This window comes from Pseudomonas sp. GV047, from assembly GCF_003058245.1.
In the GTDB taxonomy this organism is placed as follows: Bacteria; Pseudomonadota; Gammaproteobacteria; order Pseudomonadales; family Pseudomonadaceae; genus Aquipseudomonas; species Aquipseudomonas marginalis.
The window spans coordinates 502613-515970 of sequence record NZ_QCWA01000003.1 but is presented as its reverse complement, the minus strand read 5'-3'; the positions used below and the strand labels follow the sequence as shown (position 1 = coordinate 515970).

General features: G+C 62.2%; 11 protein-coding genes. 4 read left to right on the top strand and 7 right to left on the bottom strand.

The annotated features are described in order from the left end of the window. The first annotated feature begins 6 nt into the window (after positions 1–6). Complete coding sequence (locus C8K58_RS10665) at positions 7–1356, top strand: OprD family outer membrane porin (protein WP_166655299.1); 1350 nt, start codon at positions 7–9, stop codon at positions 1354–1356. Positions 1357–1464: 108 nt separating this feature from the next. Next, positions 1465–2502 carry an L-glyceraldehyde 3-phosphate reductase gene (mgrA, locus tag C8K58_RS10660; RefSeq protein ID WP_027607827.1) on the top strand — a complete coding sequence of 346 codons (1038 nt, stop codon included), beginning with the start codon at positions 1465–1467 and terminating at the stop codon, positions 2500–2502. Positions 2503–2629: 127 nt separating this feature from the next. Here the strand turns inward: mgrA and tauD are convergent, their stop codons facing one another. From tauD to C8K58_RS10625, 7 genes are all read right to left on the bottom strand, one after another. Then, on the bottom strand, positions 2630–3466 hold the full coding sequence (gene tauD, locus C8K58_RS10655; RefSeq protein WP_108573700.1) for a taurine dioxygenase: 837 nt from the start codon (positions 3464–3466) through the stop codon (positions 2630–2632). 11 nt (positions 3467–3477) lie between these two features. Continuing rightward, positions 3478–4314, bottom strand: coding sequence for a taurine ABC transporter permease TauC (tauC, locus tag C8K58_RS10650; protein ID WP_027605156.1), 837 nt, complete (start codon positions 4312–4314; stop codon positions 3478–3480). Next, on the bottom strand, positions 4311–5090 hold the full coding sequence (tauB, locus tag C8K58_RS10645) for a taurine ABC transporter ATP-binding subunit (protein ID WP_027605155.1): 780 nt from the start codon (positions 5088–5090) through the stop codon (positions 4311–4313). The genes tauC and tauB overlap by 4 nt, the downstream gene beginning before the upstream one ends. An 18-nt stretch (positions 5091–5108) precedes the next feature. Further along, positions 5109–6086 (bottom strand): taurine ABC transporter substrate-binding protein, encoded by a 978-nt coding sequence (tauA, locus tag C8K58_RS10640; protein ID WP_027605154.1) that lies wholly within the window; start codon positions 6084–6086, stop codon positions 5109–5111. A 187-nt stretch (positions 6087–6273) separates the two neighbouring features. Beyond that, a complete protein-coding gene (gene gshA, locus C8K58_RS10635) occupies positions 6274–7857 on the bottom strand; it encodes a glutamate--cysteine ligase (RefSeq protein WP_027605153.1) in 1584 nt (527 codons plus the stop codon). A 214-nt stretch (positions 7858–8071) separates the two neighbouring features. Then, positions 8072–8455: a PaaI family thioesterase gene (locus C8K58_RS10630; RefSeq protein WP_065925818.1), complete on the bottom strand. Its 384-nt coding sequence runs from the start codon at positions 8453–8455 to the stop codon at positions 8072–8074. Further along, positions 8455–10791, bottom strand: a complete 2337-nt coding sequence (locus C8K58_RS10625) for a Tex family protein (protein ID WP_027605152.1) — start codon at positions 10789–10791, stop codon at positions 8455–8457. Before C8K58_RS10625 ends, C8K58_RS10630 begins: the two co-directional genes overlap by 1 nt. A gap of 356 nt (positions 10792–11147) precedes the next feature. Between C8K58_RS10625 and ompR the strand changes: the two genes are divergently transcribed. Next, positions 11148–11888, top strand: coding sequence for a two-component system response regulator OmpR (gene ompR, locus C8K58_RS10620; protein ID WP_015373500.1), 741 nt, complete (start codon positions 11148–11150; stop codon positions 11886–11888). 116 nt (positions 11889–12004) lie between these two features. Continuing rightward, positions 12005–13318, top strand: a complete 1314-nt coding sequence (locus tag C8K58_RS10615; RefSeq protein WP_027605151.1) for an ATP-binding protein — start codon at positions 12005–12007, stop codon at positions 13316–13318. Positions 13319–13358 lie beyond the last annotated feature (40 nt).

Here is a 13358-nt window from a genome sequence, read left to right as displayed (position 1 = left end):
GTACCCATGAAGACGTTTTTAAGCCCTGTGGTGGGAGCCGCCATGGCGAGCTTTATGCTGTCCGCCCACGCCGATTTTATCGATGACAGCCACGCCGACGTGACCCTGCTCAACCGCTATCTCAACCAGCAGGGGCGCGACGTGGTGGGCAGCAATGCCAAGGCCCATAGCATTCGGGATTGGGGCCAGGGTTTCGAATTCAACTTCAAGTCCGGCTACACCGAGGGGCCGGTGGGCTTCGGCCTCGATCTGCAGGCGTTCTACGGCCTGAAGCTCGACTCCGGCGGCGACCTCAACGACAAGGATCACCAGGGCCGCTACCCCGGCAGCATGTTCCCACTGGACAATGGCAAGTCCGCCGACCAGTTCGGCGTGCTCAGCCCGACGTTCAAGATGCGCTTTGCCAAGGATGAGTTGCGCGTCGGTACGCTGTACGGCAACAACCCGATACTCGCCAACACCGACGGGCGCCTGTACCAGCAGACCAATACCGGTGTGCAACTGGTGTCCAAGGACCTCAGCGACTTCACCTTCACCGGCGGCGATATCTTCAAGACCAAGATCCGCAACGAAACCGGCGACCAGGGCATGATCACCGCCGGCGGGACCAAAGAGAGCGACCGCTTCCTGTTCGGTGGTGCGGACTACACCGGCATACAGAACACCACCGTCAGCCTGTGGTACTCCAACCTTGAGGATTACTACCAGCAGTTCTTCCTCGGTGCCAAGCGCCATGACGCCTTGTCGGTCGGTGCGCTCGATACCGATGTGCGTGTGTTCCGCAGCCTGGGTGTGGGCGGCAACGCCGACGGCGACAAGGACTTTGCCGCAGCGGGCCTGTATGGCGATGGCGTGAGCAAGGGCCGCATCAACCAGTCCACCGTCAGCCTGCTGGAAAGCTACAGCCTGGACGGCCATACCGTCGGCCTGGGCATCCAGAAAAACAGCGGCGACAGCGACTTCCCGTACCTCGACTCCGGCCTAAACAGCGGTGACGCGCGCCAAGGCCCAGGCTCGGGTGCCGACACCCCGGCGCTGACCAACATGCAGCTGAACAAATTCCAGCATGCCGGCGAACGCACCTGGCTGGCGCAGTACAAATATGACTTCGGCAAACTCGGCCTCAACGGCCTGACCTTCTCCGCCGCCTACGCCCACGGCGATGACATCCGCACTGCCCAGGGCACCACCAGTGAATGGGAACGAAACGTGGCGGTGGCGTATCAAGTGCCGACCGGTACCCTCAAAGGCCTTGGCGTCACGTGGAAAAACGCCCATGCCAGTCCGGACATCACCGGTGCCACCGTGCAGGATGAAAACCGCTTCTATGTCAGCTATGTCGTTCCACTCTGGTAGGAAATTGCTGTAAAACGGAAGGGCAGACTTAAGCGATTCAGCTGGTTAAAAGGCCTGGGAATATCGTTATTCCCAGGCCTTATTTGCCTACGTCCAAGAGAGGATTCGATGACTTACATTGCTGCCGAAAACCGCTATGAATCTATCCCGTATCGCCGCGTAGGCCGCAGTGGACTGGTGCTGCCGGCACTGTCCCTGGGGCTGTGGCACAACTTTGGCGACAGCACGCCGATCGACACCCAGCGCGCCCTGCTGCGCACCGCGTTCGACCTGGGCATCAACCACTTCGACCTGGCCAACAACTACGGCCCACCCTACGGCAGCGCCGAGATCAACTTCGGTCGTTTGCTGCGCGAAGACTTCAAGCACTACCGCGACGAATTGATCATCTCCAGCAAGGCCGGCTGGGACATGTGGCCTGGCCCCTACGGCCAGGGCGGCGGCTCGCGCAAATACGTGCTGGCCAGCCTGGACCAGAGCCTGCAACGCCTGGGCGTCGACTACGTGGATATTTTCTACTCCCACCGTTTTGATGCCGACACGCCCCTGGAAGAAACCGCCAGCGCCCTCGCCACCGCCGTGCAACAGGGCAAGGCGTTGTACATCGGTATCTCGTCTTACTCCGGGGTGAAAACCCGCGAAATCGCCGCGCTGCTCAAAGAGTGGAAAGTCCCGCTGCTGATCCACCAACCGGCCTACAACCTGCTTAACCGCTGGGTGGAAAAAGACCTGCTGGACACCACCGAAGAACTCGGCGCCGGGGTGATTGCCTTCACGCCGCTGGCCCAGGGTTTGCTCACCGACAAGTACCTCAATGGCGTGCCGGCCGACGCACGGGTCAACCGTCCGGGTGGTGGTTCGTTGCAGGCCAAGCACCTGTCTGAAACCAACATCGCCCACGTGCGTGCGTTGAATGAAATCGCCCAGCGCCGTGGCCAAAGCCTGGCGCAATTGGCGCTGGCCTGGACCCTGCGCGATCCACGGGTGACCAGCGCGCTGATCGGCGCCAGCCGGCCGGAGCAGATCATCGAGAACGTCGGCGCGTTGAAGAACTTGAGCTTCAGCGCGGAAGAACTGGCGGAGATCGATCGGTTTGCGCAGGAAGGCGGAATTAACTTGTGGGAAAAGCCATCCAGCGCTGAATAACCTGACACCACTGGGTCAATGTGGGAGGGGGCTTGCCCCCGATGGCGGTGTGTCAGTCACTTGATTAGTTGACTGACCCAGAGCTATCGGGGGCAAGCCCCTTCCCACATTTGATTTGCAGTGTGGTTTAGAACGGCACATCCCCAAGAATCGTCGCCCGATGCATCACCCGCCGTTGCGGCCGGTAGTCATCCACCGCGTAATGCTGCGTCACGCGGTTATCCCAGAACGCCACGTCGTTCTCCTGCCAGCGCCAGCGGAGGGTGAATTCCGGGCGTGTCGCGTGGGCGAACAGCAGCTTGAGGATCGCCTCGCTTTCCGCCGGTTCCAGTTCATTGATCCTGGTGGTAAACCCATCACTGACAAACAGCGACTTACGCCCGCTCACCGGATGCGTGCGCACGACCGGGTGCGACAGCGGTGGGTTTTTCCTGCGGGTTTCTTCCCAGCGCGCCAGGTCTTCGGCGCTGTTGCCAAAGCGTTCCAGCGGAAAGGATTTGGTGAAGTCGTGGGTAGCCGTCAGCCCATCGAGCAACCGCTTCAACGGCTCGGACAGCGCCTCGTACGCCGCGATGCCACTGGCCCACAGCGTATCGCCGCCGTACGCCGGCAGCAGCTTGGCACTCAGCACCGCGCCGAGGGCCGGGGTGGGCAGGAAGGTCACATCGGTGTGCCATACGGCGTTGTCGCGCACGTCGGTGACGGCGGTGTCGAGGATCAGCACTTCGGGCTGTTCCGGCACGTTGGGGTAGATCGGATGGATGTGCAGGTCACCGAAGTTCGCCGCGAACCGCGCCTGTTGCGGCGGGGTGATCGGCTGGCCACGGAAGAACAGCACCGAATGGCTGAGCAACGCCTGTTCGATGGCATCGCGGTGTTCGGCGCTCAGCGGCCGGGTAATATCGACGCCACTGATCTGGGCGCCCAGGGCGGTGCTCAAGGGGGTAACGGTCAGGCTGCTCATGCTGTTCTCACTCAATGTGCCTGGCCATGCCAAGGCACTAACTTACGCTGCAGGGCGCGCAGGCCCATTTCCATGGCGAAGGCGATCAGGGCGATCACCAGGATCCCCAGCACCACCACATCGGTCACCAGGAACTGCGCCGCCGACTGCACCATGAAACCCAGGCCGCTGGTGGCCGCGATCAGTTCGGCGGCGACCAGGGTCGACCAGCCCACACCCAGGCCGATGCGCACCCCGGTGAGGATGTCGGGCAGGGCGCTCGGCAGGATCACATGGCGAATCAGCTGCGCACGGGTGGCGCCCAACGACTGCGCCGCCCGCAGCTTGGCCGGGTCGACGGTGCGTACGCCGGTCGCGGTGGCGATGGCAATCGGCGCGAAGATCGCCAGGTAAATCAGCAGCACCTTGGACAGCTCGCCGATACCGCACCAGATCACGATCAACGGCAGATAAGCCAGGGGCGGAATCGGCCGGTAGAACTCGATCAGCGGGTCGAGAATGCCGCGGGCGATGCGGTTGGCGCCGATGGCAATGCCTACCGGCACGGCGGTCAGCACCGCGAAGCCCAGGCCCAGGCCGATCCGGCTGAGGCTCGCGCCCAGGTGCTGCCACAAGGTGGAATCCATATAGCCCGTGGTCGCCAGCAGCCAGCCTTTTTGCAGCACGGCCGAGGGCGGTGGCAGGAACAACGGTTCGATCAGGCCGGTGGCGGTGACGGCCCACCAGAGGGCCAGCAAGGCCACCAGGGTCAACAGGCTGATCCAGCGTGTACTCAGGCTGCGACGCACAGGAATGACCGCGTGCGCCACCGGCTTGGCAGCGGTGGCGGGGAGTTCGTAGCTGCTCATGCGTACACCTGCCGTTGCGAGAACACTTTGCCCAGCACGTGTTCGCGGGTTTCGATAAAGCGCGGGTCGGACTTGATCGCCCGCGCCGACTCACCGGCCGCATAGCGCTGGCCGAAGTCCAGGTGCAGGCGTTCGACGATCTGGCCCGGGTTGGGCGCCAGCAGGATCAGGTCGGTGGCGAGGAACACCGCTTCTTCGATGTCATGGGTAATCAGGAACACCGGCTTGGCCGTGCGCCGCCAGACTTGCAGCAACAGTTCCTGCATCTGCTCACGGGTGAAGGCATCGAGGGCGCCGAAGGGTTCGTCCATCAGCAGCACGCGCGGGTCGGCGGCCAGCGCTCGCGCCAGGCCGACACGCTGTTTCTGGCCGCCAGAAAGCTGCCAGATACGGCGGCTGTCGAAGCCGGCAAGGTCAACCAGGGCGAGCATTTCCCGGGCGCGTACTTCACGCTGCGCCTTGGGCACGCCGGCCAGTTCCAGGCCGAAACCGACATTGGCCAACACGTCCTGCCAGGGCAGCAGGGCGTCGTCCTGGAACACCACGCCGCGTTCGGCACTGGGGCCTTTGACCGGCACGCCATCGAGGGTGATGCGCCCGGCGGACGGCTCGACAAAGCCGGCAATCAGGTTCAACAGCGAAGTCTTGCCACTGCCGGACGGGCCGAGGGCCACCAGCAATTGCTGGGGCCCCAGGTCGAGTGAAATGTCGGACAGTACCGGTTCTGTGGCGCCTGGGTACTGTGCGCTGATGCGCTCCAGTTGTAGCAAGGCCATCGCGATGAACTCCTTGAATCAGTTAGTGATGAACTTGGCGCTGACGTAAGGGGCATAGTCCGGCAGCACGGCGTCGACCTTGCCTTGTTCCTTGAGGAACGCAGCGGTATCGGTCACGGCCTTGGTGGTCGGTGCGCCCAGCAGGGTCACCTGGTCAGCGGCCAGCGGGTAGACGTTGCCTTGCAGCAGCAGCGGGATGTCGCTGGCCTTGGCGCCGGAGAGTTTCACCAGTTTGTCGACGTTGCCTGTGTCGGCGAGCCAGGCTTGTGGGTCTTTGCGGTAGGCGGCGTAGGCATCCAGGGTGACCTTGGCGAAGGCGGTGACGATTTCCGGGTGCTTCTGCGCGAAGTCCTTGCGCACGATCCAGGCATCGAAGGTCGGCGCGCCGAACTTGGCCAGCTCGCCGGAGGTGATCAGCACCTTGCCGTTTTCCTTGGCCACGCCCAGGGCCGGGTCCCATACGTAAGTGGCGTCGATGTCACCGCGCTTCCAGGCCGCGATGATCGCCGGCGGTGCGAGGTTAAGGATGGTCACTTTCGATGGGTCGATGTTCCAGTGCTTCAGCGCGGCCAACAGGCTGTAGTGGCCGGTGGAAACGAAGGGTACGGCGACTTTCTTGCCGATCAGGTCCTGGGGACTGTTGATTCCGGAACCATTGCGCGCCACCAGGGCTTCGGCACCGCCGATCTGGGTGGCAACCAGGAAAGTTTCCACCGGCACCTTGCGGGTGATCGCAGCGGTCAGTGGGCTGGAACCGAGGTAGCCGATCTGCACGTCGCCGGAGGCGATGGCGGCGATGATATCGGCGCCATTGTCGAATTTGCGCCAGTCGATCTTGGCGTTAGTGGCTTTTTCATACGCGCCGTCGGCCTGGGCAACTTTGGCCGGGTCTACGGTGGTCTGGTAAGCGATGGTTACATCCGCCGCCTGGGCAAACAGGCTGGCACCGGCCAGGGACAACGCGGCCAGGAGGCGCAGAGGGGTTAACAGTTTCAAGGGGAAGCTCCTCAATCAGGCGGCCGAGGGTCGGCGTGTGAGGAGACTAAATGATCTAAGAATCCGAAAATAAATAACATTTTCGAATTAGCTTATGGGCGAAAGGTTGAAGCGAATCTTGAGCTTGATGAGGGCAAATGTGGGAGGGGCAAGCCCCTCTCACATTTTGAGCCGGGTTCGGCTTCAGTTAGTTGCTGATGGCCAGAATGCTCGCCTGGTACGAGCCGACAAACACATCAAAATCGCCCACTTCGTTCTGCTCCAGTTCCGCCTGCTGCGCCAGCGATGTGCGCGCCAGCTCTTCAAAGCGTGCCTGCTCTTCTGCGGGCAACGGCTCGCGGCGGAAGTACTCGGCGTGCACCTCGCTCTGATGCAGGGAGAACTGCGCGAAACTCTCTTTGCGCTCGGCCATCGCCGCCAGTACCTGCGCCGAGGGGGTCAGGGACGGGTCCTTGACCTTGGCCAGTTGGGCGTCCAGTGCCTGGCTGTGTTCGGTGATGCCGTGGCTTTCATCCAGCAGCGCAGCCAGCGGGGCAATCTTCTCCAGCAGCTCGGTGGCCCATTCCTTCATGTCCACGGCCTGGCCCTTACGCTGCAATTGCAGGCCCGGGCGCCGGCCTTCCTTGACCACGCTGAGGAAGTTGGACGTGGCGTTGCCGCACTCGTTATCGGCGAACAGCGGGCTGTCGTTCAGCGCGCAGTACAGCAGGAATGCGTCGAGGAAACGCGACTCCGGCAGGTCGATGCCCATCGGCAGGAACGGGTTGATGTCCAGGCAGCGCACTTCGATGTACTGGATGCCACGGGCCATCAGCGCCTGGATCGGCCGCTCGCCGGTGTAGGTCACGCGCTTGGGGCGGATGTTGGAGTAGTACTCGTTTTCGATCTGCAGGATGTTGGTGTTGAGCTGTACCCACTCACCGTCCTTGTGGGTGCCGACTTCGACATAGGGCGCATAGGGCGTTGCCACCGCTTCGCGCAGGCTGTCGGTGTAGCTGGCCAGGTCGTTGTAGCACGGCGTCAGGCCGGCCTGGGCGTTGCTCTGGTAACCCAGGTCGCTCATGCGCAGGCTGGTGGCGTACGGCAGGTACAGGGTGTCGGCGTCGAGCACTTCCAATTGGTGCGAGCGACCCCTCAGGAAACCCGCGTCCAAGGCCGGCGATGCGCCGAACAGGTACATCAGCAGCCAGCTGTAGCGGCGGAAGTTGCGGATCAGCGCGATATAGGCCGTGGACTGATAGTCGCGGTCGGTGCCGACGAAGCCTTCAGTCTCCTTGAGCAGCGGCCACAGCTGTTCCGGCAGGGAAAAGTTGTAGTGGATGCCCGCGATGCACTGCATGGTCTTGCCGTAACGCAGGGCCAGGCCCTTGCGGTACACGTACTTGAGCTGTCCGATATTGGAGGTGCCGTAGTAGGCAATCGGAATGTCTTCCTCGGCCGGCAACGGGCACGGCATCGAGGGGCTCCACAGGTATTCGCTGCCGAGCTTGGTGTAGGCAAAGCGGTGGATCTTGTCCAGGCTGCTCAAGGTATCGGCCGGGTTGGGCAGGGCCGGAGTGATGAACTCCAGCAGCGATTCCGAGTAGTCGGTGGTGATCTGTTCATGGGTCAACGCGGCGCCCAGGGCTTCGGGGTGCGGCGTTTGCGCCAGGCGACCCTCACCGGTGACACGTAGGCATTCACGCTCGATGCCGTGCAAGCACTGCTCTAGCAGGGAGAGGTGTTCGCGCTTGCCGAGCAGGGCCAGGCGGCGGTTGAGAAGTTCGCTCAAGTTGGATTCCTTCACGCGTCAGTCGCCCCAATATGGGGGTGGGCAGGACGGTCTACAAGGGTGAAGTTAAAACTGGCGTGATCGCCTGGTTTTGAGTCGATTTGACCCGCGTTAAAAAAGCCTACTTCACTCCATGAATTGGGCTATAGCGCAGCAAGAAAATTCCGACGCTGTTATCGCAGCGCCGAAATTAACTCAAATCGGGGGCGGGGAGCTATAGGACAGCGAACGTGCCCTGTGCTTTTGCGACAAGTCTTTCGTCCTGATACACATCGGCCTCGACCACCAGCGTGCGCCGGCCGGCGTGAATCACGCGGCTGGTGCACAGCACATCGCCGTCTTCCACGGCGCGGATGTAGTTGATCTTGCATTCGATGGTCGCGCTCTGCTGGTCAAACCCATGGGCGCTGGAGCAGGCCAGCCCCATGGTGATGTCCACCAGACTGAAAATCGCCCCGCCATGGAGCTTGCCCGCGCGGTTGCGCAGGTGCGGCTCCAGGGTCAGGGCCACCTCGGCAACGCCTTCTTCGAGGCGTTGCAGGCGGCAGCCGATCAGTTCGCTGAACGCGCTCTGGGTCAAGCCGGCGGGGATTTCCATCAGCGTTTCTTCAACTGCTTGGCGTTGGCGAACAGCGAGGCCATGGCGTTGTTGCTTGGCGCTGCGGTGGCGGTTTCCTTGCGCGGTTGACTGTTTTCAGAGCGGTTCTGCGACTGGCGCGGTGCCGAGCCAGGACGTGCACCACGGGCGCCGTCGATTTTTTCGCCGGGGGTGTCGCCCATGCGCATCGACAGGCCAACGCGTTTGCGCGGGATGTCGACTTCCATGACCTTGACCTTGACCACATCACCGGCTTTCACCGCTTCGCGCGGATCCTTGATGAACTTCTCCGAAAGCGCGGAAATGTGTACCAAACCGTCCTGATGCACGCCGATGTCCACAAACGCGCCGAAGTTGGTCACGTTGGTGACCACGCCTTCGAGGATCATGCCCAGTTGCAGGTCCTTGAGGTCTTCGACGCCGTCCTGGAACTCGGCGGTCTTGAACTCGGGACGCGGGTCGCGGCCAGGTTTTTCCAGCTCTTGCAGGATGTCGGTGATGGTCGGAACGCCGAAGGTTTCGTCGGTGTACTTCTTTGGATCCAGGCGCTTGAGGAATGCGGCGTCGCCGATCAGCGAGCGGATATCGCGGTCGGTCTCGGCGGCGATACGTTGCACCAACGGATAGGCTTCCGGGTGAACGGCTGACGAATCCAGCGGGTTGTCGCCGTTCATCACGCGCAGGAAGCCGGCGGCTTGCTCGAAGGTTTTTTCACCCAGGCGCGCGACTTTTTTCAGCGCCGCACGGGTTTTGAAGGCGCCGTTTTCGTCGCGGTGAGTGACGATGTTCTGCGCCAGGGTGGCATTGAGGCCGGAGATACGCGCCAGCAGCGCCACGGAGGCGGTGTTCACGTCCACGCCCACCGCGTTTACGCAGTCTTCCACCACCGCATCCAGGCCGCGTGCCAGTTTCAGCTGCGACACGTCGTGCTGGTACTGGCCGACACCGATGGATTTAGGATCGATTTTCACCAGCTCTGCCAGCGGATCCTGCAGGCGACGGGCAATGGACACCGCGCCACGGATCGACACGTCGAGGTCCGGGAATTCCTTGGAGGCCAGTTCCGACGCCGAGTACACCGAAGCACCGGCTTCGGAGACCATCACCTTGGTCATCTTCATGGCTGGGTACTTCTTGATCAGTTCGGCGGCCAGCTTGTCGGTTTCACGGCTGGCAGTGCCGTTGCCGATGGCGATCAGGTCCACCGCATGCTTGGCGCACAGGGCGGCCAGGATGGCGAGGGTCTGGTCCCACTTGTTGTGCGGAACGTGTGGGTACACGGTGGCGTGGTCCAGCAGCTTGCCGGTGGCATCGACCACGGCGACCTTGCAGCCGGTACGCAGGCCCGGGTCGAGGCCCAGGGTGGCGCGCGGGCCGGCCGGGGCGGCCAGCAGCAGGTCGTGCAGGTTGTGGGCGAATACGTTGATCGCCTCGGTTTCGGCGCCGTCGCGCAATTCGCCGAGCAGGTCGGTTTCCAGGTGGGTGTAGAGCTTGACCTTCCAGGTCCAGCGCACGACTTCACCGAGCCACTTGTCCGCAGGACGATTCTGATTCTGGATGCCGAATTGTTGGCCGATCATGCCTTCACACGGGTGCATGGTGCCCGGCAGTTCGTCGCCGACTTTCAGCGCAGAGCTGAGAATGCCTTCGTTGCGGCCACGGAAAATCGCCAGCGCACGGTGGGACGGCATGCTTTTCAGCGGTTCGTCGTGTTCGAAGTAGTCGCGGAACTTGGCCCCTTCTTCCTCTTTGCCGGCGATGACGCGGGCGCTGAGGGTGGCTTCCTGTTTCAGGTAGTTGCGCAGTTTTTCCAGCAGGTTGGCGTCTTCGGCGAAGCGCTCCATCAGGATGTACTTGGCGCCTTCGAGGGCGGCCTTGACGTCGGCAACGCCTTTTTCGGTGTTGATGAAGCGCGCGGCTTCGGTCTCCGGGGTCAGCGACGGGTCGTTGAACAGGCCGTCGGCCAGTTCGCCCAGGCCGGCTTCCAGGGCAATCTGGCCCTTGGTGCGGCGCTTCTGTTTGTACGGCAGGTAAAGGTCTTCGAGGCGGGTCTTGGTGTCGGCGAGCTTGATGTCGCGTTCAAGCTGAGGCGTCAGCTTGCCCTGTTCCTCGATGCTGGCGAGGATGCTGATACGCCGTTCGTCGAGTTCTCGCAGGTAGCGCAGGCGTTCTTCAAGGTGCCGCAGCTGGATGTCGTCGAGGCTGCCGGTCACTTCTTTCCGGTAACGGGCGATGAAGGGCACCGTGGAGCCTTCATCCAGTAGAGCGACGGCCGCTTCGACCTGTTGTGGGCGTACGCCGAGTTCTTCGGCGATGCGGCTGTTGATGCTGTCCATAAAACCACCTGAAATTCTGAAAAGCAGCCCGCAGGCCCGGAAAACAAGGCCTTGCGCGGCTGGTTGAGCGGCCCGACCGGCGCCGCTACCTGGGTCAAGAGGCAGCCTATTGACCCTCGAAATCGAAAAAATCACGACAAGCGGGGAAAAAAAGCCCGGCAGTAAACGGCAACGATCTGACGTTGCCCTGCACGAAGGCGCCGCATTATAACCAGCGTTCTGCCCTTGGGGGGTACTGCGCCAGTGGTTGGAAGGCGAGGGTTCGCTGGCAGTAGAGGAAAAATCTGCTAACAATGCACACGGTGCGTATAACGGCAGCTACGCCATAATGCGCGCCGAGATAAGAGGAGCATCCAATGAGCAGCACTGCACAAACTGCTGAAGGCGAAAAAATTCTCATCGTTGATGATGATCCGGGGCTTAGCAGCCTGCTGGAGCGTTTCTTCAACTCCAAGGGCTACCGTGCCCGCGCGGTGCCGAACACCGAGCAGATGGACCGTCTCCTGGGGCGTGAAGTATTCAACCTGGTCGTACTCGACCTGATGCTGCCCGGCGAAGACGGCCTCACCGCCTGCAAGCGCCTGCGTGGCGCTAACAACCAGATTCCAATCATCATGCTGACCGCCAAGGGCGATGAGCTGAGCCGCATCAAGGGCCTCGAGCTGGGCGCTGATGACTACCTGGCCAAACCCTTCAACCCAGACGAGTTGATGGCGCGGGTCAAAGCCGTGTTGCGTCGTCAGGCACCGCCGGTACCGGGCGCGCCGGGCAGCGAAGACGAAAGCGTTACCTTTGGCGACTACGAACTGTCGCTGGCAACCCGCGAGCTCAAGCGTGGCGACGAAGTGCACATGCTCACCACCGGTGAATTCGCCGTGCTCAAGGCCCTGGTGATGAACGCGCGTCAGCCGCTGACCCGCGACAAACTGATGAACCTGGCACGCGGTCGCGAATGGGACGCCCTGGAGCGCTCCATCGACGTGCAGATTTCCCGTCTGCGCCGGATGATCGAGCCGGACCCGTCCAAACCTCGGTATATCCAGACGGTATGGGGTGTGGGCTATGTGTTTGTGCCGGATGGCACCGCAACCAAGTGACCGATGATTTGCAGGGCGGGCATCCTGGCGCTTGACTCCATGAGGGTCGACGGGATGCCCGGCGTCTGCAATTCTGCGAGCGCCGCTCGTTCCTGCAAGGTGTCCAGCTGTCTTCTATGAAAACCCCTCTGTGGTTCCCGCAAAGTTTCTTCTCCCGCACCCTTTGGCTGGTGCTGATCGTCGTGCTGTTTTCCAAGGCGCTGACACTGGTTTATCTGCTGATGAACGAAGACGTGCTGGTGGACCGGCAGTACAGCCACGGTGTCGCCCTGACGCTGCGTGGTTACTGGGCCGTAGACCCTGAGAACCGCGAAAAGGTAGCCAAGGCCTCGACGTTGACCCGCGTGGACGGGGCTGGTGTACCCGAGGGTGAGCAGCATTGGCCCTACAGCGAGATCTACCAGCGCCAGATGCAGGCCGAACTGGGCGAGGACACCGAGGTGCGCTTGCGCATGCATGTTTCACCTGCGCTGTGGGTAAGGGCGCCGAGCCTTGGCGATGCCTGGATCAAGGTTCCGCTGTATCCGCACCCTTTGCGGGGGCAGAAGATCTGGAACGTGTTGGGCTGGTTCCTGGCCATCGGCTTGCTTTCCACCGCGTCGGCGTGGATTTTCGTTCGCCAGCTCAACCAACCGCTTAAACGCCTGGTGTTTGCCGCCCGCCAATTGGGCCAGGGGCGCAGCGTGCGCCTGCCGGTCAGCGATACGCCCAGTGAAATGACCGAGGTGTATGGCGCCTTCAACCAGATGGCGGAGGATGTCGAACAGGCCGGGCGCGAGCGCGAGCTGATGCTGGCGGGGGTGTCCCATGACTTGCGCACGCCCTTGACGCGATTGCGCCTGTCCCTGGAGCTGATGGGCAACCATAGCGACCTCACCGACGACATGGTTCGCGACATCGAAGACATGGACGCGATTCTCGACCAGTTCCTGGCGTTTATTCGCGATGGTCGTGACGAGGTGGTGGAGGAAGTCGATCTCACGGACCTGGTGCGTGAGGTTGTCGCGCCCTACAACCAGAATGGCGAGCAAGTGCGCATGCGCCTTGAGCCGATCCAGCCGTTTGCGTTGCGTCGGGTGTCGATGAAGCGCCTGCTGAACAACCTGATCGGCAACGCTTTGCACCACGCCGGTTCGGATGTTGAAGTGGCTGCGTATGTGTCTGGCGACAGTGCTGCGCCGTACGTGGTGCTGAGTGTGATGGACCGGGGGGCGGGCATCGATCCGGACGAGCTGGAGGGTATCTTCAACCCCTTCACCCGTGGCGACCGTGCCCGGGGTGGCAAAGGGACCGGCTTGGGGCTGGCGATCGTGCGGCGGATTGCGTCGATGCACGGCGGCAATGTCGAGTTGCGTAACCGCGACGGCGGTGGCCTTGAGGCGCGGGTACGCTTGCCGCTTGGGCTTATGCTGCCAAGGGATGCGGTCTAGAAACAGCTGCAAGTTTCAAGCTTGAAGCCGCAAGAGAAAG

Excerpts from the sequence above, each read along its gene's own strand:
- C8K58_RS10665 (WP_166655299.1), top strand. The coding sequence starts at position 7 with ATGAAGACGTTTTTAAGCCCTGTGGTGGGAGCCGCCATGGCGAGCTTT.
- mgrA (WP_027607827.1), top strand. The coding sequence starts at position 1,465 with ATGACTTACATTGCTGCCGAAAACCGCTATGAATCTATCCCGTATCGC.
- tauD (WP_108573700.1), bottom strand. The coding sequence starts at position 3,466 with ATGAGCAGCCTGACCGTTACCCCCTTGAGCACCGCCCTGGGCGCCCAG.
- tauC (WP_027605156.1), bottom strand. The coding sequence starts at position 4,314 with ATGAGCAGCTACGAACTCCCCGCCACCGCTGCCAAGCCGGTGGCGCAC.
- tauB (WP_027605155.1), bottom strand. The coding sequence starts at position 5,090 with ATGGCCTTGCTACAACTGGAGCGCATCAGCGCACAGTACCCAGGCGCC.
- C8K58_RS10630 (WP_065925818.1), bottom strand. The coding sequence starts at position 8,455 with ATGGAAATCCCCGCCGGCTTGACCCAGAGCGCGTTCAGCGAACTGATC.
- C8K58_RS10625 (WP_027605152.1), bottom strand. The coding sequence starts at position 10,791 with ATGGACAGCATCAACAGCCGCATCGCCGAAGAACTCGGCGTACGCCCA.
- ompR (WP_015373500.1), top strand. The coding sequence starts at position 11,148 with ATGAGCAGCACTGCACAAACTGCTGAAGGCGAAAAAATTCTCATCGTT.
- C8K58_RS10615 (WP_027605151.1), top strand. The coding sequence starts at position 12,005 with ATGAAAACCCCTCTGTGGTTCCCGCAAAGTTTCTTCTCCCGCACCCTT.